The organism is Asticcacaulis sp. YBE204, assembly GCF_000495855.1.
Classification (GTDB): domain Bacteria; phylum Pseudomonadota; class Alphaproteobacteria; order Caulobacterales; family Caulobacteraceae; genus Asticcacaulis.
Map to the genome: position 1 here is coordinate 17,270 of NZ_AWGF01000016.1, position 19,946 is coordinate 37,215.

Annotated in this window: 24 protein-coding genes; 10 read left to right on the forward strand and 14 right to left on the reverse strand. The window is 62.5% G+C overall.

What is annotated here, in order from left to right; translation table 11 throughout:
- Positions 1-212 precede the first annotated feature (212 nt).
- The 3 genes from tsaD to AEYBE204_RS36630 are packed head-to-tail and all read left to right on the forward strand — an operon-like array spanning position 213 to position 2,691.
- Complete coding sequence (tsaD, locus tag AEYBE204_RS36620) at positions 213-1,346, forward strand: tRNA (adenosine(37)-N6)-threonylcarbamoyltransferase complex transferase subunit TsaD (protein ID WP_023463624.1); 1,134 nt, start codon at positions 213-215, stop codon at positions 1,344-1,346.
- Positions 1,343-2,359, forward strand: a complete 1,017-nt coding sequence (locus AEYBE204_RS36625; RefSeq protein ID WP_023463625.1) for an NAD(P)H-dependent glycerol-3-phosphate dehydrogenase — start codon at positions 1,343-1,345, stop codon at positions 2,357-2,359. The genes tsaD and AEYBE204_RS36625 overlap by 4 nt, the downstream gene beginning before the upstream one ends.
- Entirely contained in the window at positions 2,356-2,691 is a 336-nt protein-coding gene (locus AEYBE204_RS36630) for a Rieske 2Fe-2S domain-containing protein (RefSeq protein ID WP_023463626.1), read from the forward strand. The genes AEYBE204_RS36625 and AEYBE204_RS36630 overlap by 4 nt, the downstream gene beginning before the upstream one ends.
- 52 nt (positions 2,692-2,743) lie before the next feature.
- Here the strand turns inward: AEYBE204_RS36630 and AEYBE204_RS36635 are convergent, their stop codons facing one another.
- The gene (locus AEYBE204_RS36635; RefSeq protein WP_031231401.1) at positions 2,744-3,490 is read right to left on the reverse strand and encodes a creatininase family protein; all 747 of its coding nucleotides are present in this window, start codon (positions 3,488-3,490) and stop codon (positions 2,744-2,746) included.
- Positions 3,491-3,634: 144 nt separating this feature from the next.
- Here AEYBE204_RS36635 and acs point away from each other — a divergent pair, with 144 nt between their 5' ends.
- Positions 3,635-5,566: an acetate--CoA ligase gene (gene acs, locus AEYBE204_RS36640; protein ID WP_023463628.1), complete on the forward strand. Its 1,932-nt coding sequence runs from the start codon at positions 3,635-3,637 to the stop codon at positions 5,564-5,566.
- A gap of 44 nt (positions 5,567-5,610) precedes the next feature.
- On the opposite strand, the gene AEYBE204_RS36645 is transcribed toward acs, so the two are convergent.
- Entirely contained in the window at positions 5,611-6,060 is a 450-nt protein-coding gene (locus AEYBE204_RS36645) for a hemerythrin domain-containing protein (protein ID WP_023463629.1), read from the reverse strand.
- A 260-nt stretch (positions 6,061-6,320) separates the two neighbouring features.
- On the opposite strand from AEYBE204_RS36645, the gene AEYBE204_RS36650 reads away from it, so the two are divergent.
- Entirely contained in the window at positions 6,321-7,616 is a 1,296-nt protein-coding gene (locus AEYBE204_RS36650) for a hypothetical protein (RefSeq protein ID WP_023463630.1), read from the forward strand.
- Here the strand turns inward: AEYBE204_RS36650 and AEYBE204_RS36655 are convergent.
- The 4 genes from AEYBE204_RS36655 to rlmN form a co-directional block, all read right to left on the reverse strand.
- A complete protein-coding gene (locus tag AEYBE204_RS36655) occupies positions 7,610-8,257 on the reverse strand; it encodes a DNA-3-methyladenine glycosylase (protein WP_023463631.1) in 648 nt (215 codons plus the stop codon). The two genes, AEYBE204_RS36650 and AEYBE204_RS36655, sit on opposite strands and share 7 nt — an antisense overlap.
- A gap of 253 nt (positions 8,258-8,510) precedes the next feature.
- On the reverse strand, positions 8,511-9,338 hold the full coding sequence (locus AEYBE204_RS36660) for a serine protease (protein WP_023463632.1): 828 nt from the start codon (positions 9,336-9,338) through the stop codon (positions 8,511-8,513).
- A gap of 15 nt (positions 9,339-9,353) precedes the next feature.
- The gene (locus tag AEYBE204_RS36665; protein WP_023463633.1) at positions 9,354-9,815 is read right to left on the reverse strand and encodes a DUF350 domain-containing protein; all 462 of its coding nucleotides are present in this window, start codon (positions 9,813-9,815) and stop codon (positions 9,354-9,356) included.
- A gap of 250 nt (positions 9,816-10,065) precedes the next feature.
- Entirely contained in the window at positions 10,066-11,277 is a 1,212-nt protein-coding gene (rlmN, locus tag AEYBE204_RS36670) for a 23S rRNA (adenine(2503)-C(2))-methyltransferase RlmN (protein ID WP_023463634.1), read from the reverse strand.
- A gap of 130 nt (positions 11,278-11,407) precedes the next feature.
- Between rlmN and AEYBE204_RS36675 the strand changes: the two genes are divergently transcribed.
- Both AEYBE204_RS36675 and AEYBE204_RS0120735 read left to right on the forward strand, forming a co-directional pair.
- Complete coding sequence (locus tag AEYBE204_RS36675; protein ID WP_023463635.1) at positions 11,408-12,604, forward strand: hypothetical protein; 1,197 nt, start codon at positions 11,408-11,410, stop codon at positions 12,602-12,604.
- Between the two features lie 81 nt (positions 12,605-12,685).
- Positions 12,686-13,156, forward strand: a complete 471-nt coding sequence (locus AEYBE204_RS0120735; RefSeq protein ID WP_155908474.1) for a hypothetical protein — start codon at positions 12,686-12,688, stop codon at positions 13,154-13,156.
- A 4-nt stretch (positions 13,157-13,160) separates the two neighbouring features.
- On the opposite strand, the gene AEYBE204_RS36680 is transcribed toward AEYBE204_RS0120735, so the two are convergent.
- Positions 13,161-13,529 (reverse strand): cytochrome c family protein, encoded by a 369-nt coding sequence (locus AEYBE204_RS36680; protein ID WP_031231405.1) that lies wholly within the window; start codon positions 13,527-13,529, stop codon positions 13,161-13,163.
- Positions 13,526-14,290, reverse strand: a complete 765-nt coding sequence (locus AEYBE204_RS36685; protein WP_031231407.1) for a molybdopterin-synthase adenylyltransferase MoeB — start codon at positions 14,288-14,290, stop codon at positions 13,526-13,528. The genes AEYBE204_RS36680 and AEYBE204_RS36685 overlap by 4 nt, the downstream gene beginning before the upstream one ends.
- 59 nt (positions 14,291-14,349) lie before the next feature.
- Between AEYBE204_RS36685 and hslV the strand changes: the two genes are divergently transcribed.
- The 3 genes from hslV (at position 14,350) to hslU (ending at position 16,801) form a co-directional block, all read left to right on the forward strand.
- Positions 14,350-14,901, forward strand: coding sequence for an ATP-dependent protease subunit HslV (gene hslV, locus AEYBE204_RS36690; protein WP_023463639.1), 552 nt, complete (start codon positions 14,350-14,352; stop codon positions 14,899-14,901).
- A complete protein-coding gene (locus AEYBE204_RS36695) occupies positions 14,898-15,410 on the forward strand; it encodes a GNAT family N-acetyltransferase (RefSeq protein WP_023463640.1) in 513 nt (170 codons plus the stop codon). Before hslV ends, AEYBE204_RS36695 begins: the two co-directional genes overlap by 4 nt.
- A gap of 92 nt (positions 15,411-15,502) precedes the next feature.
- Positions 15,503-16,801 carry an ATP-dependent protease ATPase subunit HslU gene (gene hslU, locus AEYBE204_RS36700; RefSeq protein ID WP_023463641.1) on the forward strand — a complete coding sequence of 433 codons (1,299 nt, stop codon included), beginning with the start codon at positions 15,503-15,505 and terminating at the stop codon, positions 16,799-16,801.
- A 42-nt stretch (positions 16,802-16,843) separates the two neighbouring features.
- Here hslU and AEYBE204_RS36705 read toward each other — a convergent pair whose 3' ends face one another.
- The 6 genes from AEYBE204_RS36705 to AEYBE204_RS36725 form a co-directional block, all read right to left on the reverse strand.
- Positions 16,844-17,131 carry a DUF3144 domain-containing protein gene (locus AEYBE204_RS36705; protein WP_023463642.1) on the reverse strand — a complete coding sequence of 96 codons (288 nt, stop codon included), beginning with the start codon at positions 17,129-17,131 and terminating at the stop codon, positions 16,844-16,846.
- A complete protein-coding gene (locus tag AEYBE204_RS36710) occupies positions 17,128-17,433 on the reverse strand; it encodes a DUF3144 domain-containing protein (protein WP_023463643.1) in 306 nt (101 codons plus the stop codon). The genes AEYBE204_RS36705 and AEYBE204_RS36710 overlap by 4 nt, the downstream gene beginning before the upstream one ends.
- A 111-nt stretch (positions 17,434-17,544) precedes the next feature.
- On the reverse strand, positions 17,545-17,835 hold the full coding sequence (locus AEYBE204_RS36715) for a DUF3144 domain-containing protein (protein WP_023463644.1): 291 nt from the start codon (positions 17,833-17,835) through the stop codon (positions 17,545-17,547).
- Between the two features lie 15 nt (positions 17,836-17,850).
- Positions 17,851-18,147, reverse strand: a complete 297-nt coding sequence (locus tag AEYBE204_RS0120745) for a DUF3144 domain-containing protein (protein ID WP_023463645.1) — start codon at positions 18,145-18,147, stop codon at positions 17,851-17,853.
- Between the two features lie 154 nt (positions 18,148-18,301).
- Positions 18,302-18,772, reverse strand: coding sequence for a low molecular weight protein-tyrosine-phosphatase (locus AEYBE204_RS36720; RefSeq protein WP_023463646.1), 471 nt, complete (start codon positions 18,770-18,772; stop codon positions 18,302-18,304).
- The gene (locus AEYBE204_RS36725) at positions 18,772-19,938 is read right to left on the reverse strand and encodes a GAF domain-containing sensor histidine kinase (protein ID WP_031231411.1); all 1,167 of its coding nucleotides are present in this window, start codon (positions 19,936-19,938) and stop codon (positions 18,772-18,774) included. The genes AEYBE204_RS36720 and AEYBE204_RS36725 overlap by 1 nt, the downstream gene beginning before the upstream one ends.
- Positions 19,939-19,946 lie beyond the last annotated feature (8 nt).

The following is a 19,946-nucleotide window of genomic DNA, read 5'->3' on the forward strand; positions in this document are numbered from 1 at the left end:
GGGGCCGGACGAAGATGCCCCCTCACCCCAACCCTCTCCCCAGTGGGGAGAGGGGGTAAGAAGCCGCCCTCGATTGCGAATTTCCTTTCCTAAATTTTAGCGCCGAGGCTTGCAAGCCCCTTGACGTGCGGCCATTTGCCCTTTTGAGGTTTCGCACTCCTCCCGACCCCCTCTCCCTGAGGGAGAGGGGGTTTTAGGATTAAGCGGTCTATATGTCTCTCTGCGTTCTGGGTATCGAATCGAGCTGTGACGAAACGGCGGTCTCCGTCGTGCGGCGGGCCGACGACGGCACGGTCGAGGTCCTGTCCTCGGTCATCCATTCTCAGGTCGTGCAGCACGCGGCTTACGGCGGCGTCGTGCCGGAAATCGCCGCGCGCAGCCACGTCGAGACCATCGACGATCTGGCGCGACTGGCGCTCGCTCAGGCCGCCGACAAAGGCGTCACCGCCGACGATCTCGATGCCGTGGCGGCGACCGCCGGGCCGGGGCTGATCGGGGGCGTCATGGTCGGACTGTCTTTCGCCAAGGGGTTTGCCCTGTCGCGCGGTCTGCCGCTGATCGGCGTCAACCACCTCGAAGGCCACGCCTTGTCGGTGCGCCTGACGCACGATGTGACATTCCCGTTCCTGCTGTTGCTGGTGTCGGGCGGCCATTGTCAGCTTCTGTCGGTCAGGGGCGTCGGCGATTACGAACGGCTGGGCACCACCATCGACGATGCAGCCGGTGAGGCCTTCGACAAGATCGCCAAGACGCTGGGGCTCGGTTATCCCGGCGGTCCGGCTTTGGAGCGCGCAGCCAAAACGGGCGATGCCGGACGGTTTACGCTGCCGCGCGCGCTTCTGGGCCGCAAGGACTGCGATTTTTCCTTCTCCGGCCTGAAAACGGCTGCCGCGAAAATCGCCATGAAACAGGTCAAGACGCCTCAGGACCGCGCCGATCTGTGCGCCTCGGTGCAGGCGGCGATCGCGCGGCAACTGGTCGAACGCTCGGCGCGGGCGATGGTCGATTTCAAACTGGCTAATGATGTCGATAAACCGGCTTTTGTCGTCGCGGGCGGCGTGGCTGCCAATCAGACCGTGCGCGCGGAACTGACCGCTCTGGCCGCCAAAAACGGGTTCGCGTTCGTCGCGCCGCCGCTGGCCTACTGCACCGACAATGCGGCGATGATCGCGCTGGCGGGCCTCGAACACTTCGCCGAAAAGCGACGCGCACCCGATTTCGATGGGGAGGATTTCCGCCGTCAGAGCCTGACGACCGTCGCCCGCCCGCGCTGGCCTCTTGACGAGCGCCGCGCGATCAGTGCACCCATACACAAGAATTCGGGACGCAAGGGAGCCAAGGCTTGACCCAGTTTCAGGAAGCGCAGCCTTTTCAAAAGGTCGGCGTCATCGGCGCGGGCGCGTGGGGCACGGCTTTGGCGGCTGTGGCGGCGCGCGCGGGACGCGAGGTGCTGCTGCAATGCCGTGAGCCGGAGGTCGCCGAATCGATCAACAGCCGCCACCTGAACCACCTCTATCTGCCGAATATCGAACTGGCGCCGGGATTGAAGGCGACGGCGGATCTCGCCGATCTGGCCGACTGCGATCTGATCCTCGCCGTGCCCCCGGCGCAGCATATGCGCGCGACCTTAAAGGCCTTTGCGCCCTACGTCGCCGACGGCTTGCCGATCGTCCTGTGCGCCAAGGGCGTCGAGCGCGGCTCCGACTGCCTGATGAACGAGGTGCTGGCCGCGACCCTGCCGCAGGCTCGCGCGGCGGTCCTGTCCGGGCCGTCGTTCGCCGCCGAGGTGGCGCGCGGCCTGCCGACGGCGGTGACCCTGGCGTGCAAGGACGACGATCTGGGCGCGCGTATTCTGAAGACCATAGCGACGACGACGTTCCGACCCTATCTGATCGACGACATGATCGGGGCGGAGGCGGGTGGCGCGCTGAAAAACGTGCTGGCCATCGCGGCGGGCATCTCCGAAGGCAAGGGTCTGGGGCGCTCGGCCCACGCGGCCCTGATCACGCGCGGTTTCGCCGAAATGACGCGTCTGGCCGTGGCGCTGGGGGCCGAGGCCGAGACCATGGGCGGCCTGTGCGGCATGGGCGATCTGGTCCTGTCGTGCTCGTCGCCGCAATCGCGCAATATGAGCGTCGGTCTGGCGCTGGGGGGCGGCAAGACTCTGGCCGAGGCGCTGGAAGGCAAGATATCCGTCGCCGAAGGCGTCGAGTCCGCCCCCGCCGTCAAGCATCTGGGGGAAAAGCAGGGCGTCGAACTGCCGATTTGCAATATGGTGGCAACGATCCTGTCGGGTGAGGCCAGCGTCGATGAAGCCATCGGCGAACTGATGTCGCGCCCGCTGAAGACGGAACGGTGAGACCGCCTCCCGGCACCGTCGTCTGTCGCTGGGCCGATCTGCAAACGACCGGCACAGTCCTTTATCGCGTCGAGGGGTTCGAAGGCTTCGTCATCCTCGACGACTATCTGCCGCGCGGCTATGTCGATGCCTGCCCGCACAATGGCATGCCCTTGGGCGGCGATCAGGAAGAGACCGATTATCAGACCCGCGAACAGGACGTCATCATCTGCCGCTGGCACGGGGCGTCGTTTCTGAAAGACTCCGGCGAATGTATCGGCGGCCCTTGCGCGGGCGACCATCTGGAACCGTGGCCGGTCGAGCGGCGCGGCGACGAGGTGGTGACGGTTTAAGCGTATTCCGAAAAGTGCGCAGCGGTTTTTGGAATCAAATGCGCGACAACCTTTAAGGCCGCACCTCGTTACTGAACTTTTCGACATCCTTCAACAAGGCCGGGACCGCCGCGTCGATGATCTCCTGACCCAGCGCAATCGTGGCCAGTGACGAATCCGCGCCGATGCGGCCGTCGGCAAAGCGCGCACGGTAATCGAGCGCATCGCGGATCGGGCCGTTCGGTGCAATCTTGGGCTCCATCGGCACATCGCGCACGGCGTCGGGATAGGCGGCGTAGGTGACGGCGATCTCGGACGGCGTGGCGTGGCTGCCGTGACCGACGGGGAACTGCCGCGCGCACAAAGACGCAATGCCCGGCAGATCCCACCAGTTGGTCAGTTTCAGCGCGAACGGGCAGCGAATACCCTTATAGGACCATTGGCTGTAGATTTCCGAGAACGCCGCTTCGATCGAGGCGACATTGCCGCCGTGGCCGTTGAGGAAATAGATGTGCTGAAAGCCATGCCGCCCCAGCGACTTCACCCAGTCCTCGATGGCGGCCATAAAGGTCGACGGGCGCAAGGAAATCGTGCCGGAAAAGGCGAGATGGTGCTGGGCCATGCCGATATTGAACGTCGGCGCGACCAGAATATTGCCCTGCTTTTCCGCCGCGTGGGCGATGATTTCCGGGCACAGCCAGTCGGTGCCGAGCAGGCCCATCGGGCCGTGCTGCTCGTTGGAGCCGATGGGGATGATGACGGTCTTCGAGGTCTTCAGGAAGGCGTCGATTTCGGGCCAGGTCGAGTGGGCGAGCAGCATGGGAACCTCGGTATCTTTTGTAACCGTCATTTAGGCCTTTCCCGCTGCTTTGACCACGTTTTTTTGAAGCGTGCGCCCTCGACACCGGGGGAGGGCAGTGCTTATCTCAAGGTAAGTTTTAAGAATAAAATACCGAGGACGCTCATGACCGATACGACGCTTTTTCCTGTACCCGACGACTTTGCCCGCGCCGAAACGGTGACGGCGGCGCAGCTTCAGGCTCAGCGCGATCTGGTCAAAAGCAACCCCGACGCCCATTGGCGCACGCTTGGTGAAGCGCTCGACTGGACGACGCCGTTCACGCAGGTCAAGGACGTGTCGTTCAACCGCGAAGATTTCCGCATCCGCTGGTTTCACGACGGCAAGCTGAACGTCGCGGCCAATTGCATCGACCGCCACCTGCCGGAAAAAGCCGACCACACGGCCTTCATCTTCGAGGGCGACGAGCCGGGTACATCGTACAAAATCACCTATGTGCAACTCGCCGAAGCGGTCGGCAAGCGCGCCAATCTGCTGAAAAAATACGGCGTGAAGAAGGGCGATCGCGTCACCATCTATATGCCTATGGTGCCGGAAGCGGCCTATTTCATGCTCGCCTGCGCCCGCATCGGCGCGGTCCACAGCGTCGTCTTCGGGGGTTTTTCACCCGACAGTCTGGCCGGACGCATCCTCGATTGCCAGTCGCAATATCTGATCACCACCATCGAAGGCCGACGTGGTGGTAAGGCCATTCCGCTCAAGGCCAATGCCGATCTGGCGCTCTTGCAGTGCCCGGATGTGAAGACGGTATTCGTCACCGGCGAGGGCTGCTCGATCAACCGCGAAGGCCGCGATGTCTGCGTCGAGACGGAACTCGATGCCTTGAGCGCCGAGTGTCCCGCGGAACCGATGAACGCCGAAGACCCGCTGTTCATCCTCTATACGTCGGGCTCGACCGGCAAGCCCAAGGGCGTCCTGCACACCACCGGCGGCTATCTGGCGTGGGCCGCCTATACGTTCAAGACCGTGTTCGACTGGCAAGACGGTGATGTCTATTGGTGTACCGCCGATGTCGGCTGGGTGACGGGCCACTCCTACGTCGTCTATGGGCCGCTGGCCAATGCGGCGACTTCACTGATCTTCGAGGGTGTGCCGAACTACCCGACCAACAGCCGCTTCTGGGAGGTCATCGACAAACATCAGGTGACGACCTTCTACACCGCGCCGACGGCCATTCGCGCTCTGATGCGCGACGGCGACGAACCCGTTTTGAAAACCTCGCGTCAGTCGTTGCGCCTGCTCGGCAGCGTCGGTGAGCCAATCAATCCCGAAGCGTGGCTGTGGTATCACCGCGTCGTCGGCAACGGGCAATGCCCGATCGTCGATACGTGGTGGCAAACCGAGACCGGCGGCCATCTGATCACCCCAGTGCCGGGGGCGACGGCGCTCAAACCGGGGTCGGCGACCTTCCCGCTGCCCGGTGTCGAGGCCTGTCTGGTCGATGCCGAGGGCAAGGTGCTGACCGGCGCAACCGAAGGCAATCTCTGTCTTTGCGACTCGTGGCCGGGGCAGATGCGCTCGATCTTCGGTGACCATCAGCGCTTCATCGAGACCTATTTTTCGACCTATCCGGGGATGTATTTCACCGGCGACGGCGCGCGGCGCGACGAGGACGGCTATTACTGGATCACGGGCCGCGTCGACGACGTGCTGAACGTGTCGGGCCACCGTCTGGGCACGGCCGAGGTCGAAAGCGCGCTGGTCGCCCATAGCGCCGTCGCCGAAGCCGCCGTGGTCGGTTTCCCGCACGATATCAAGGGGCAGGGGATCTATTGCTACGTGACGCTGGTCAAGGGCGTGGAACCAACCGACGCGCTGAAAACCGAGCTGCGCAACTGGGTCAGACGCGAAATCGGCCCGATTGCGTCGCCGGATGTCATTCAATGGGCACCGGGTCTGCCAAAGACGCGTTCGGGCAAGATCATGCGCCGTATTCTGCGCAAGATTGCCGAAGGTGCGCCCGATCAACTGGGGGATATCTCGACCCTGGCCGATCCGTCGGTGGTCGCCGATCTGGTCAAGGGCGCGGGGCTTTAACAAAAAAGCCCGGTCGGTTGACCGGGCTTTTTTATCAATACGCTTTAAGCATCCGCCATCATTTCGCGCTTGAGCGCGTCCATGTCCTTGGCCAGTTGGCGCGCCTGAGCGGCATCGAAATAGCCCTTGGCCTTTTCGAATAGTGTGCCTTCCTCTTCCTCGAAGTGGTGGGCGCAGGCGTGTTTAAGTTCGCCGAAATGGATCATCCACTGATCGCTGGACGGCGAGGCGGCTGAAATCTGCTTGAGGAAGCCTTCGATCTCGTCGTGTTCTTCGGTCGTGTGATCGAGCTTTTTTTCGACCGCCTTCGACCGTGTCGCCTTGTCCATCGCCGCATAGAGGCTTTGCTCTTCGGCCTTGGCGTGGATGATCAACTCGGCCTTGAGCGTACGGAAGACGTCGAGACGCTTGGCGGTCGTGCGGGCCTTTTCGACCTGCTCCATCAGGTCCTCAAAGCGACGGTGGTCCTTCTTGATATAGCCGTAGATATCCATGGGAAGCTCCTCGGGGTACTTTGTGATTGGATATTCACCATCTCCGAGCCCGCATAAGGTTGATATGGCGCACCCTGAGCCCCTGTGTAAGCGGTAAATAAGCCGACCCCGAATGCCTGTCGCAACGCCTCAGGATTGCCATGAGATGGCAACGCCTGTACAAGATGGCATGTTTCAATGTTGAAACATGCCGGACGGTCGGTCGTCCGGAGGTGTCGAGGGGGTTGCCGCCGTAGCGCGGTCAAAAGGGGGAAGTTATAATGCATGGATATCTGCGCAAGGCCTTGATTCTGGCCGCCATTCCGTTCGCGGTCGTCATGGTGCATGGCTGCGGTGGAGGCGGCGGCGGGTCGTCGAGTGGGGGCGGGTCGTCCTCAACCTCGTCGTCGTCTTCGTCCTCCAGCTACGCTGCGGGAACGGTCGTCACGGTCAACACACGCACGGGGGGATTCCGCGGCGATACCGTTGTTACCGGATTGAAGGGGGGCAACTATGTCGTCGCCTGGACCGATCGCGCCGTCGTGGCGGGTACGCCGGATACCGCCGGATCAGCTATCCTGTTGCGCATCATCTCCCCGGCGGGCGCGGCGGTGACAACGGAGCTGACCGCCAACACCACGACCGCCGGCGATCAGAGCCGACCCGCCATACTGGCGTTGGAGAACGGTGGATTCGTCGTGGCCTGGGAAGACGCCAGCACAACGTCGCGCGCCATTCGGGCGCAGCTTTTCGATGTCAATGGCGCGAAGTCGGGCGCGGAATTCAAGGTGAATACCACAACGGTGGCCGACGGTCTCACCAGTCAGATCATACCGGTCAGTGGTGGCTTCATGGTGGTTTACCGTGACCGGGCGCAGGACCTGATGGCGGTGACGACCCGTGACGGGGTGAGGGCGCAAATCTATACCAACTCGGGTGCCGTGGTGGGTTCCGAACTGCTGCTCAAGAGTTTCCCGACGGGCTTTATCGGCGGGACAATACCCTCCTATATGGCCGTTGGCCTCACCGACGGCACCTTCGTCGGGGTTTATGACGACAACGCCATTCCCAACACCTCCGGCATTCTCAAGGCGTCGGTGCAGCGTTACAGCGCTCTGGGCGGCACGTCGGGCGCACCCATCGCTTTGGCGGGCGGTCTGGAGGCCTTCGGCGCCAGTCTGCTGCCGTTGGAAAATGCAAGGTTTGTCGCCCAGTGGACACTGTCGGGACCGTCGGCCTATAATTTGCGCAGTCAGGCCTATGCCAGTGACGGCTCGACCTATGGTGCAACTGTCAGCGTGACCAACAGCACCACCGTCAGCGCCAGTTATCGCGGTGGCGTGGGCCTGACGGGCGGTAATTACGTCCTGTTGTACGAGGTCAATAACCGGTTGGCGGGGCAGATTATTACGCCTGAGGGCACGAAGTATATGGCGGAGTTCGAGGCCATGTCGGGCGTGTCGCTCGATGCCGTATCCATCGGCGCGTCGCCGAACGGCTTTGCGGTGACCTGGGCTGACAATAGCGGTACGGGGCCTAACAAGCCGATCTTCCTGCGCATCTATACCCGTCAGTAAAACGTCCGGCTCAGTTCGCCCCGCTTGACGGCGCTGTACCAGCCCCACAGGGCATGGGCGGCGACCGAACGGTAGGGCGACCAGACCTCGGCGCGCGCCTTGCAATAGGCTTCGTCAGGCCGCGCCTCAAGGCCGTCGAGCCAGCCGACGGCTTCGCGCAGCGCGATGTCGCCGGTGGGAAACACATCGAGACGGCCTTCGCAGAACATCAGATAAACCTCCGCCGTCCAGCGCCCGATCCCTTTGAGCGTCGTCAGATGCGTGATGGCGGCCTCCGGATCGAGGCCGGGCAGGCGGTCGAAATCGACGCTGCGGTCGTGGACGGCCTCGGCGAGGATGCGGGCATATCTGGCCTTGGGCCGCGACAGGCCGTGCCCGCGCAGGGCGTCGTCGGTCTGGGCCAGCAGGTTGGCGGGCAGAACCTCGATCAGCCCCAGACGCACCTTTTGCCAGATGGAATCGGCGGCCTTGACCGACAATTGCTGCTCGACGATCAGGCGCAGCAGGCCCTCGAACCCGCCGGCGCGGTGGCGGAAATTGAGATCGCCGACCGCGGCGAACAGGGGCTTGAGCTTCGGATCGGCCTCGGACAGCGCCGTCATATGGGCGCGTTCCAAAGGCACAAGGTCGCCGGGGATCATTGGGAGAACTCCGCAAAAGGGCGGTCAGACTTACACGCGCGTCGCGCCCTGTCACCTCCCGTTTCTTGCCGCCATATTATACCTCCCTGGCTATGCCGGGGAGGGGACCGCACGAGCCGACGAAGTCGGTGAGATGTGGTGGTGGGGGTTCTTGCTTACTTGCTACAGTGGGCATTGAACCTCCGTAAGGCCCCCACCACCCCGCCTTTCAGGCGCGGTCCCCCTCCCCACGTAGTGGGGAGGTATAATACAATCAGCTCTGGATACAGCCCACCTGAGCCACGCGGTATTCGCGGCGCAGCGTATCCGATACGACGCCGTAATTGCGGCGGGTCAGCAGGTCTTCGTGCTCGAAATCGTATTTGCGCGACGGCGTGGTGCCGATCTTCGCCACGGTTTCCGGCGTCGAGGAATAGATGCGCCCCCGGCGCGGATTGGTCTTGAGCGTGATCCCGATGACCTGCGACTGCGCGTTCAGCGTCGGGCCGCCGATCAATTGGTTCAGGCTGCCGGGAATTTGCGCCGTATGCCCGGCTTCGGCCCAGGCCAGCACGGTTTCGGGCTTCTGGAAGCGTTTGCCGGTCCTGAGTTTCGTCTTGCCGATCAGGCGGCCCGTCGCCTCGCCGACCTGCCCGTGCGGATAGCCCGGCATGAAGCCGCGCATCCCCGGCTTGATCGTCGCCGGGTCGGCAAAGGGCAGGGGCCGGGCGCCGCTGTCGGTCACCGCCAGCACGTAGTTGTCGAGGCTGCGTTTATACTGGACGCGGATGCGCACCCCCAGATTGCCGCCGACATTGAGGAAGGGGTAACGGCAGTTGCGGATACTTTCGCGCGACAGCACCCACTCGCCGGATTTGGAGACCGAAAAGGCCGTGCCGCGGTATTCGATCTTGTTCATCAGCGGCAGGGTGATGATTTCGGCGTGGGAAAACGGCGTATAGGCGGCAAACAGCGCCATTTCGCCTTCGCCCGGCGGCGGCGGGGCGGGCGGCGACATCGACTTGTCGCCCCAGCGGCCCGGTATGACGACCAGAAGCGCCACCGCCGTGCCATATACCATCCAGTCGGGCAGGAGTGTCATCTTAAACCTCTATGCCTAGCCGGCGGAGACGGCGGAGGCGAGGATCAGGGCGGCGGCCAGCTTGGCGGCGACCAGAAGGACGGCGGCGGAGACCTCGCCCTCATTGATGCGCGACGGCAGGCCGGTCAGCAGGAAGTCGACCATGCGGAAGACGAACAACTGCAACAGAACGGTCGCACCGCCCCAGATTAGGATTTCCCGCACGGTGTCCGATGCCGACATCGACGCCGCCAGCGGCACGGCCAGGCCGATGATCACCCCGCCATAGGCGACGGCGGCGGCGGAATTGCCGTCGCGGATCTGCTGGATTTCCTTGTACGGCGTCAGGATCGAATAGAGGGTCGCCCCGATGACCAGCATCAGCAGCGTCACACCGGCGTGCAACAGGGTGACGGGGAAACCGGCAGCGAAGGCCTGAATTTCCGGCCGCAGCACTTCGGGGGTGAGGAAATCGAGATTGAGAAAGTCGGGTATCATGACGCTTAAGCCCCCAAATACGCCCGCGGTCCCGCGCGGACGACAAGTATTGGCTTAAGCGCAGTGCAATATCAAGGCCGTAATCCGCGCCCCCTCGCCCCTGCGGGGAGAGGGTTGGGGTGAGGGGGGAGTCACTCAATCCATTCGTGTAATTTGAGACAGAATTAGGCTAAGGAGGAAAGATTTCCCCCTCACCCGGCCAAAGACTATCGTCTTTGTCCACCCTCTCCCCAAGGGGCGAGGGGAAAGATCAAACCATTCCCGACGCCAGATGGCCGTAGGGCAGTTCGGTTTCCACCTCATCTGTCCCATTCTGACCCGCTTTACGCAGGACCGAGGCGCGGACCTTCTCGCTTTCGGACTTCAACTGACCGCAGGCCGCCAGAATATCGCGCCCGCGCGGGGTGCGGATCGGCGAGGCATAGCCTGCCTTGTTCAGGATGGCGGCGAACGACTCGATCGTGCGCCAGTCCGAGCACTGATAGTTGGTGCCGGGCCACGGATTGAACGGGATCAGGTTGATCTTGGCCGGGATGCCCTTGAGCAGTTTCAGCAGGGCGCGGGCCTCGGCGGGGCTGTCGTTGACGTCTTTCAGCATGACGTATTCGAAGGTCACGCGGCGGGCGTTGGAAATGCCGGGATAGGTGCGGATGCCCTCGATCAGTTGCACCAGCGGATACTTCTTGTTCAGCGGCACCAGCAGGTCGCGCAGATCGTCGTTCGTCGCGTGCAGCGAGATGGCCAGCATGGCGGCCGTGCGCTCGCCCAGCGCCTTCAGTTCCGGCACCACGCCGGACGTGGACACCGTGATGCGGCGGCGCGAAATGGCGATGCCTTCGTTGTCGGAGATGATGTCGATGGCGTCGGCGACGTTGTCGAGATTGTACAGCGGCTCGCCCATGCCCATAAAAACGATGTTCGACAGCTTGCGGTCTTCCTTGGGCGACGGCCATTCCTCAAGGTCGTCGCGCGCGATCTGCACCTGCGCCACGATCTCGGCGGCAGTCAGGTTGCGCACCAGTTTCTGCGTGCCGGTATGGCAGAACGAGCAGTTGAGCGTGCAGCCGACCTGCGACGAGACGCACAAAGCGCCCGACCGGCCGACATCGGGGATATAGACGGTCTCGACCTCGATGCCCGGTGCCATGCGGATCAGCCACTTGCGCGTGCCGTCCTTTGACACCTGACGCTCGACGACTTCGGGACGGGCGAGGGTGAATTTCTCGGCCAGAGGACCGCGCTGATCCTTGCCGATATCGGTCATCTGCTCGAAATCGGTGAAGCCGTAATGGTGGACCCAGCGCCAGATCTGCGTGGCGCGCATACGGGCTTTACGCTCTTCGACCACGCCGGATTCCTTGAGCGCCGCGATCAGGCCGTCGCGCGTCAGGCCGGTGATATTGACCTTCTGGCCAACCACTTGAATGGCAGGTTTTGCGGACAGGTCGAGCGTATAGGCCACGGAGGGAACCTTCGGATAAGCAACAGATGTGGGAGCGAATGCGGGCCTATACAGGAAAACGCGGGGAATGTCTAATCGATCGGGCTGGTCACGGTCCAATGTTTTGCTATGCTGGGCTCAAGGGGACGAAATGCATTCCGAAAGTTCCGATATTCCGCGCGTATACCGCTACGGACCCAGGACCTTCTGGCTGATGGCGGTGCTTGGCGTACTCTGCGTCGGTGCGGCCGTCGCCGGTGCCGTGTGGACGTTGGGGCAAACAGCTTGGAACGACATCCTTCTAGGCGTAATGGGTACGGCCATAGGGCTGATTTGCGGCTTCTCAAGCCTGCTCAGCCTGAGAAGTCACTTGGATTTCTACGCGGACCGGTTCGAGTTTCAGGATTTGCTGCGTCGTGTCGTGGTGATGAAGCGCGACATAGTGGGCGCCCGCAATATCCAGAACCAATACGGCGCCTTGCACTTTACCGTCGTTTACAACGCCCCCAAATCGAAGACGGTAACTATCTCCAATTTCGGTCGCAAGGATGAGGATTTCCTGCTCTGGTTCGAGGATTTCGATAATCTGGATGCGAAGGAAGAACGGGAGGCGGCAGACAGAATTCTGGCCAATCCCGTCTATGGCGATACCGAAGAGGCGCGGCATAAGGCGGTCACCACTCAGGAGACGTGGATAGGCCGGGGCGGCATGATCGGCTTGGCCTGCGGACTGTGGGGCATGATCTATCCGTCGCCGTACCTGTGGGCGCTGGCGTGTCTGGCGGCCTTGCCAGCCTTGACCGTAGGCGCGGTCGTCCTCAACCGGAAGCGCTGGATGCTGCATAAGGACGAAGATGACAATCGTCTGTCCCTGCATGACTGGGCGGCTATGCCGGCGGGCATTCTGGGGCTGAGGGCCATGCTCGATATCGAGATGATCGACTGGGAGGTGCCTTTAGCCATAGCCGCAGGTCTGAGCCTTGTGGCCTACGGTCTGATGCGGTGGGTCGAACAGCGGCGCTGGCAATGGTCAATCATCATCTACGGCGTGGTTTATCTGGGCTATTTCTGGGGGCTTCTGGTCTTCGGCAACTGGTATCTCGACCGATCGGAAGCGCAGACCTTTCCCGTGACGGTGCTGGAGAAAAACGCCGGAAAGCATCGCGACGGTCTTGAGGTCACTGCGTGGGGCGACCGTGCAGCGGGCGAAGAGGTTTCCGTGGATGACCACTTTTACCGCTCGGTCGAACCGGGGCAACAGGTGTGTGTCTACCGATATTCGGGCGCGGCCGGCTGGCGATGGATCATCGTCGGGACGTGTCCTGCGTCGTCGTCAGGAAAGCAATGAGACCGGATGAAGCGACGATCCGTCGGTTGACAGGGCGGGGGGATGTTGCGCTATGGTTGTGATCTGTTCGAGGAGGGAACCATGCCATTCAAAACGATTTTCGCCCTGATGACCGGGCTGGCGCTGTGCGCGATTACACCGTCGGTAGCGACCGCTGGTCCGGCCAGCACGGCGCTGGGGGCCTGTTTTTCGCGCACCACGACCGAGGCCGATCAGGTGGTGCTGGTGCGCTGGATTTTTTCGGCGGTCTCCCATCATCCGGGCGTCGCCGACATGGCAAAGGTCACGCCTCAGGAACGCGAAGAAATCGACCGCAAGGTCGGCGCCCTGACCATGCGGCTTCTGACCGAAGACTGCCGCGCCGAGACCGCCGAGGCGATGCGTGCCGATGGCCCTGAGGCTCTGGAGACCGCGTTCGGTTCGCTGGGCGAAAAAGCGATGGAAACCCTGTTTCAGGACCCGAACGTCGCCGAGGGCCTTGAGGGCCTGACCAAGAATCTGGATCAGGAAAAATTGCTGCGTGCCTTTGTCGGCGCGCCGGAAAAGAAATAGGCGCCTACTTCGTCTTCAAAAACGCGATGAGCGCGGCACGGCTTTCCGGTTTGCCGATGGCCTGCGGCATGGCGGTGCCGGGGTACATCTTCGACGGTTCGGTCAGGAACTTGTCAAGTTGGGCCTCGCTCCAGCGCTCGCCTTTCGCACCGGCGGCTTTCAGCGGTGTCGAATAGGCAAAGCCCGGCACGGCGGCGATCCGGCGTCCAACCACACCTTTAAGCGACGGGCCCTGACCGTTCGACACCCCGGTGTCGTGACAGGCGGCGCAGTACTGGTCGAACAGGTCTTCGCCCAAGGCTGCATCACCGGGACCGGCCTGCGCGGCGGTGGCGATCAGGACAAGACTCAGGCTCAAAAACAACCGTCTCACGCGTGGCTCCCGCATACCGGACAGTCCGGTTCCGCCGGCAAGCCTATCACGCGCGAGGTCATCGACAAGCCATCGAACAGCATAAGCTTGCCGATCAGGGGTTCTCCGGCCTTGGTGATCAGCTTGACGACCTCCAGCGCGCAGATCGAGCCGATGATCCCGGCCAGAGCGCCCACCACGCCGACGCGTTCGCAGGTCTCGGCATCGGGCGGGATGTCCGGCACGAAGCACTGATAGCAGGGTTGCCCATTGAATACGGCGACCTGCCCCGACCAGCGCCCCAGTGCGCCGGAGACGAGCGTCTTGCCCTGTGCCATGCAGACGCGGTTGACCAGATGCCGGGTCTCGAAATTGTCGCAGCCGTCCAGCACGATATCGTAACCCGCGATGATCCCGGCGGCATTGGCCTCAGTGAGGCGCACCGGATGCAGGATCAACTCGGCGTGGGGGTTCAATGCCGACAGCCGCGCCTGTGCCGTCTCGGCCTTGCCTGCGTCGATGTCGCCGGTGGCATAAAGCACCTGTCGTTGCAGGTTCGACAGCGACACCGTGTCGTCGTCGAGAAGGCCCAGCGTCCCGATCCCCGCCGCCGCCAGATACAGTGCGGCAGGGGCGCCGATACCGCCCATACCGACGATCAGCACCTTCGCGCCCTTGAGCCGCATCTGCCCCAATCCGCCGATTTCCTTCAGCACGATATGGCGGGCGTAGCGGTCGAGATCGTCGTCTGTAAGTTCGGGGGGGAGCTTAGGTAAGGACATGGGGATGAAATGGCACTGCGGGACTTGAATCGCAACTCCAAACACGCCAAGTAACGAGGATGACAGACAGCAATTTTCCTAACTGGCACGGGACCACGATCGTGGCCGTGCGCAAGAACGGCAAGACCGTGATCGCCGGTGACGGTCAGGTCTCGATGGGGCCGACGATCGTCAAGGGCGGGGCGAAGAAGGTCCGCACCCTCGCCAACGGCAAGGTGATCGTCGGCTTTGCGGGGGCAACGGCGGACGCCTTCACCCTGCTGGAGCGGCTTGAGGCCAAGCTGGAGCTTTATCCGGATCAACTGGCGCGGGCCTGCGTCGATCTGGCCAAGGACTGGCGCACGGATCGCTATCTGCGCCGTCTGGAGGCCATGCTGCTGGTCGGCGATCAGAACCATATCCTGACGATTACCGGGGTCGGCGATGTGCTGGAGCCCGAAGATGGCGTGGCCGCCATCGGTTCCGGCGGCACCTACGCCCTGTCAGCGGCGCGCGCCTTGCTCGATTACGAACCCGACGCCGAGGTCATCGCGCGCAAGGCGATGAAGATCGCCGGGGAAATCTGCGTCTATACCAACGGCAATGTCACCCTGGAGAAACTGGAAGCGTGATCTCGTTCCGCCCCCTGACCGATAATGACGCAGGCCTGCTCCTGCTGTGGATGTCGTCTCCGCACGTGCAGCAATGGTGGGGCCACGACGGCCAGTCCGCCGAGGACGCCGTCGAAGACGCGCTCGCCTATGTCGGCGCGGCCAACGGCACCGGCTATATCTTCAACTGGCACGGCCAGCCGGCGGGCTATGTGCAGAGCTACGAATGCTGCCCGGATCATGAGGCCGATGACCCGTGCTATGCGGAAACGCCGCGCGGCACCTTCCTGATCGACCTGTTCATCGGCGATGCCTCGCTGCTGGGCGAAGGCGTCGGCACCGAGGCCCTGCGCATGGTGTGTGAGGGCATGTTCAAGAAGGGCGCTCAGGTCGTCCGTGTCGCCCCGCACACCGCCAACGCCGCCGCCGTCCGCTGCTGCGAAAAGGCAGGCTTTACGCCGTCGGATGCGTCCGTGTCGGGCGGCTTGCGCCTGATGTGCCGGACGCCGGATGTCGCGGCCTTTGCTTAAAGCTTTATCGCGCATTTGATCCAAAAACCGCTGCACACTTTTGACTTCGTCGAACTTCGTTTCGGAATGCGCTTTAGATATTGGAATCTGTAATGACCACCTTTTCCCCGCGTGAAATCGTCTCGGAACTCGACCGCCATATCATCGGCCACACCGACGCCAAGAAGGCCGTAGCCGTGGCGTTGCGCAACCGCTGGCGGCGCAAGGCGACCGATCCGGCCATCCGCGACGAGATCACGCCGAAGAACATCCTGCTGATCGGCCCGACCGGCGTGGGTAAGACCGAGATCGCGCGGCGTCTGGCGAAGCTCGCTAATGCCCCCTTCATCAAGGTTGAGGCGACCAAGTTCACCGAGGTCGGCTATGTCGGCCGCGACGTCGATCAGATCGTCCGCGACCTCGTCGAAGCCGCCATATTTATGGTCAAGGACAAGAACCGTCAGGGCGTCCGCGCCAAGGCCGAGGCCGCTGCCGAGGAACGCCTGCTCGATGCGCTGGTCGGCCCCGGCTCGCAACCGGCGACGCGCGACAGCTTCCGCAAGCGCCTGCGCAACGGCGAACTGGACGACAAGGAGGTCGAACTGAGCGTCGCCGATACCGGCGGGCAGATCGGCATGTTCGAAATCCCCGGTCAGGCGGGCAATCAGATAAACCTCGGCGACATGCTGCAAAAGGCGATGGGCGGGCGGCAGAAAAACGTGCGCCTGACGGTCGCGGCGGCACAGCCGATCCTGCTGTCCGAAGAGTCGGAAAAGCTGCTCGATCAGGAAGCCGTGTCCCGCGAAGCCCTGTCCCTGGCCGAGCAGGAGGGCATCGTCTTCCTCGATGAGATCGACAAGGTGGCCTCGAAGTCCGAACGCGGCGGGGCCGACGTCTCGCGCGAAGGCGTCCAGCGCGACCTGCTGCCGCTGATCGAGGGCACGACGGTCTCGACCAAGTACGGCCCGGTCAAGACCGACCACATCCTGTTCATCGCGTCGGGCGCCTTCCACGTGGCCAAGCCGTCGGACCTGCTGCCGGAATTGCAGGGCCGTTTGCCGATCCGCGTCGAGCTGAAGGCGCTGACGCAGGACGACTTCCGCCGCATCCTGAGCGAGCCGGAAGCCAATCTGATCAAGCAGAATCAGGCCCTGATGGCGACTGAGGGCGTGACGCTGGAATTTGACGACGGCGCGATCGTCGAGATGGCCGCCGCCGCCGCGCAGGTCAATGCCAAGGTCGAGAACATCGGCGCGCGCCGCCTGCACACCATCATCGAAAAGGTGATGGAGGACCTAAGCTTCACCGCCGCCGATCAGGCGGGTCAGACCGTCACCATCGATGCGGCCTATGTGAAGCAGCGTCTGGGCGAGATCGCCGGGGACGCCGATCTGAGTCGGTATATTCTTTAATTCAGCCTATTAAAAAAGCCCGCTCGATTGAGCGGGCTTTTTCTATTCGCGGCCCGTATTGCGGGCAAACTGATCGACATATTCGGCGTAATGGTGTTCCAGATAGTCGGCGTAATGTTTCAAGGCGTCTTGCATGAACACCTTGCGATTGGCGGCGAACTGCGTGGCGTCGAGCGCGTTACCGGCGGCCACATGCACCGTGAAGCGCGCGGCGGCGTGCGACAGGGCGGCGGAGACCAGCGCGCTGTCGCTCGTTTTTGCCTGGGCATTGGCGGTGTCGATATAGGCCGAGGCCAGGTCGCCGAAGGTGGGTTCAGTCGTCTGGCTCATGTTTTGGAAATCCCCAGGACCGGCGGCGAATAGGCGGCGAAATTATCGGTATAGTCCTGATAATGGCTTTCTAGATATTCACGATACAGCTTCACGTAATGGTCGATATGGGCGTCCTTGTTCTGCGTCATGACGCGCCCGCTGACGAACTGCGTCGACGATACGAAGCAGTTGAACCGCGCCGCCGCCTGCATCAGGGCCGCACCGGCGACGCCGGGATTGCTTTCGGGCAGATGGCTGTTCGCCGTATTGATATGCTCGACGATCCACTCATTGAATCGTTCGTTGGAAACTTCGGCCACTGGGTGCTCCTCGTTGATTTATTTGCCGTATGTGGGGTGAGGGAGGGGGATTTGTCAACGGAACCGCTGTGAAAAAAAGCCCCGGAAGGACCGGGGCTTTTGAGTATTTTTCTAACGCTTGATGTAGCTGTCGTAGTTTTCGCTATGCTCGTCGTAATGACCTTCGAGATAGGTGCGGAACTGCGCCGTGATCTGGTCGAGATTGGTTTTACGCGACAACTGCATCTGGGTCTTGTTCGGGCTGTTGCTGGCGGCGACGAAGGCCGCATAGCGCGCCCCGGCGTGCAGCATGGCGGTCGCCACGGCACCCACATAGGCGTCCTGACCCTGACGGTTGGCGACTTCGATATATTCCGAGGCCATCTGGCGGAAGGCTTCGGGCGAGGGGTTCGGGTCGCTCATGATCAACCTATCTCCTTAACCTATCTTGGGGGGCGTGCGGTACTGGTCGTAGTTCGCGACATATTCGTCGTAATGCTGCTCCAGCATTTCCTTGTAGAGCTTGAGATAGTGATCGATCTCGAACTGACGGCGGTCCTGCATGATGCGCGGCGACACATATTGCAGCGAACTGACATAGGCGTTGAAGCGCGCCGCGGCGTGCATCAGGGCCGCACCGGCGACGCCGGGTTCGGATTTCTGGGCGTCGCTATTGCCGATATTGATATGGTTGATGATCATCTGACTGAAGTCCTGATCCGAGGGCTTGACCACGCGGTGCTCCTTACTGAGCGATATTCGGAAAAGTGTTAGCGGTTTTCCGCAAAATATCGCGACAAAATAAAAACTGAGCGATATTCGGAAAAGTGTTAGCGGTTTTCCGCAAAATATCGCGACAAGATAAAAATACTGAAGGCTGTATCTGGCGTCAGGGGGCAGGCTTTGTCAACTTGGCCAGCAAGGCGACAGAGGCTTTGTCACAAAGATTATAGACGGTCTCGAAGTCGCGCGCGTCGCCGTAGTAAGGGTCGGGCACGTCCTTGCTGATGCCCAGCGCCTCATCGAGATAGAGCGCGACGGTCGCGGTAGCATCGTCCGGCATGAGGGTGCGAATATTGCGGACATTGTCGCGGTCGAGGCCGAGGATCAGGTCGAAGCGGTGAAAGTCATCCGCGTGCAGTTGCCGGGCGCATTGTTCATGAATGGCCACACCATAGCGCGCGGCGACCGCGATCGAGCGCCGGTCGGGCGGCTCGCCCTTATGCCAGTTGCCGGTCCCCGCGCTGTCGATCGTGAACCGGTCGCTCAGGCCTGCGGTTTCGACGTGATGGCGGAACAGGCCCTCGGCCAGCGGCGAGCGGCAGATATTACCAAGGCAGACGAACAGCACGGATCGCATCAGGCGGGCATGTCCAGCGTGAAGCGCGTCTCCGCGGCGTCCGACGCGACGCTTAAGCTGCCGCCGTGGGCACTGGCGATTTCCGAGGCGATATAGAGGCCGAGCCCCAGACCCTGCTGACCGGGCTTGACCTCGCCGCGCGCGAAGGGTTGGAACAGACGGGCGCGGGCGGCTTCGGGGATGGCCTCGCCGCCATTGGCGATCGACAGGATAAAGTGACCGTTTTCCGTGCGGGCTGAGACGCGGACCGGCTGATCGGGCGCGCCGTGCGTCAGGGCATTGCCGAGCAGGTTGGAAAAGAGCTGCGCCAGACGTTTGGCGTCGCAGGTCACCGGCTGCGGCAGGTCGTAATGCGTTTCGATCACGCGGTCGGGGGCGGCCATTCGCAATTCCGACACGACCTGTTCCAGCACCGGCTGAACCGGCTGACGCTCCAGATCGATGCCGACGCCTGAGCCCATGCGGCCGCGCGCGAAGTCGAGGATATTGTCGATCAGTCCGGCCATGCGCGCCGCCGAGGTGCGGATCATGGCGATGACGGTCTTCTGGCGATCTTCGGGCAAGGGCATGTCGAGCAGGTGCGAGCCCGAAGCGATGGCGGCCAGCGGATTGCGCAGGTCGTGGCCCAGAACGGCGATGAACTGCTCGCGCAATTCGCCGGTGGCCCGGTGTTCGGCCAGTTCCAGCGCCGAAGCCTCGGCCTTGTCCTGGGTATCGAGGTGAAAGGCGATCAGGTCCGCGAACATGCGGAACATGCCGATGGTTTCCGGTGTGTTGAGCTTCGCGGGCTTCGGGTCGATGGCGCACAATGTGCCGAAGAAACTGCCGTCGGCGCGATGGATCGGCAGGGAGATATAGCTCTGGAAGCCGTACTGAAGCGGTGTGTGGTGCGTCACGAAATACGGATCGGCAGCGACTTCGTCGATGATCACACCTTGGCCCGACTGACGAATTTCGTCGCAGATCGTGCTGCGCAGCTCCAGCTCGCCGCCGGGCTTCAGCCCGAAGCCGATATCGTCGCGCGTGGCGCAGGCGATCCACTTTTCATCCGTCACACGGGCGATGGCGGCAAAGCCCATGCCGGTCGTGCGGCACACGACGTCGAGAATGGTCGGGACGGCGTCTATGCGCGCAATGGCGGCGATATCTTTGTCAAGCGGGTTCAAGGCGGTAT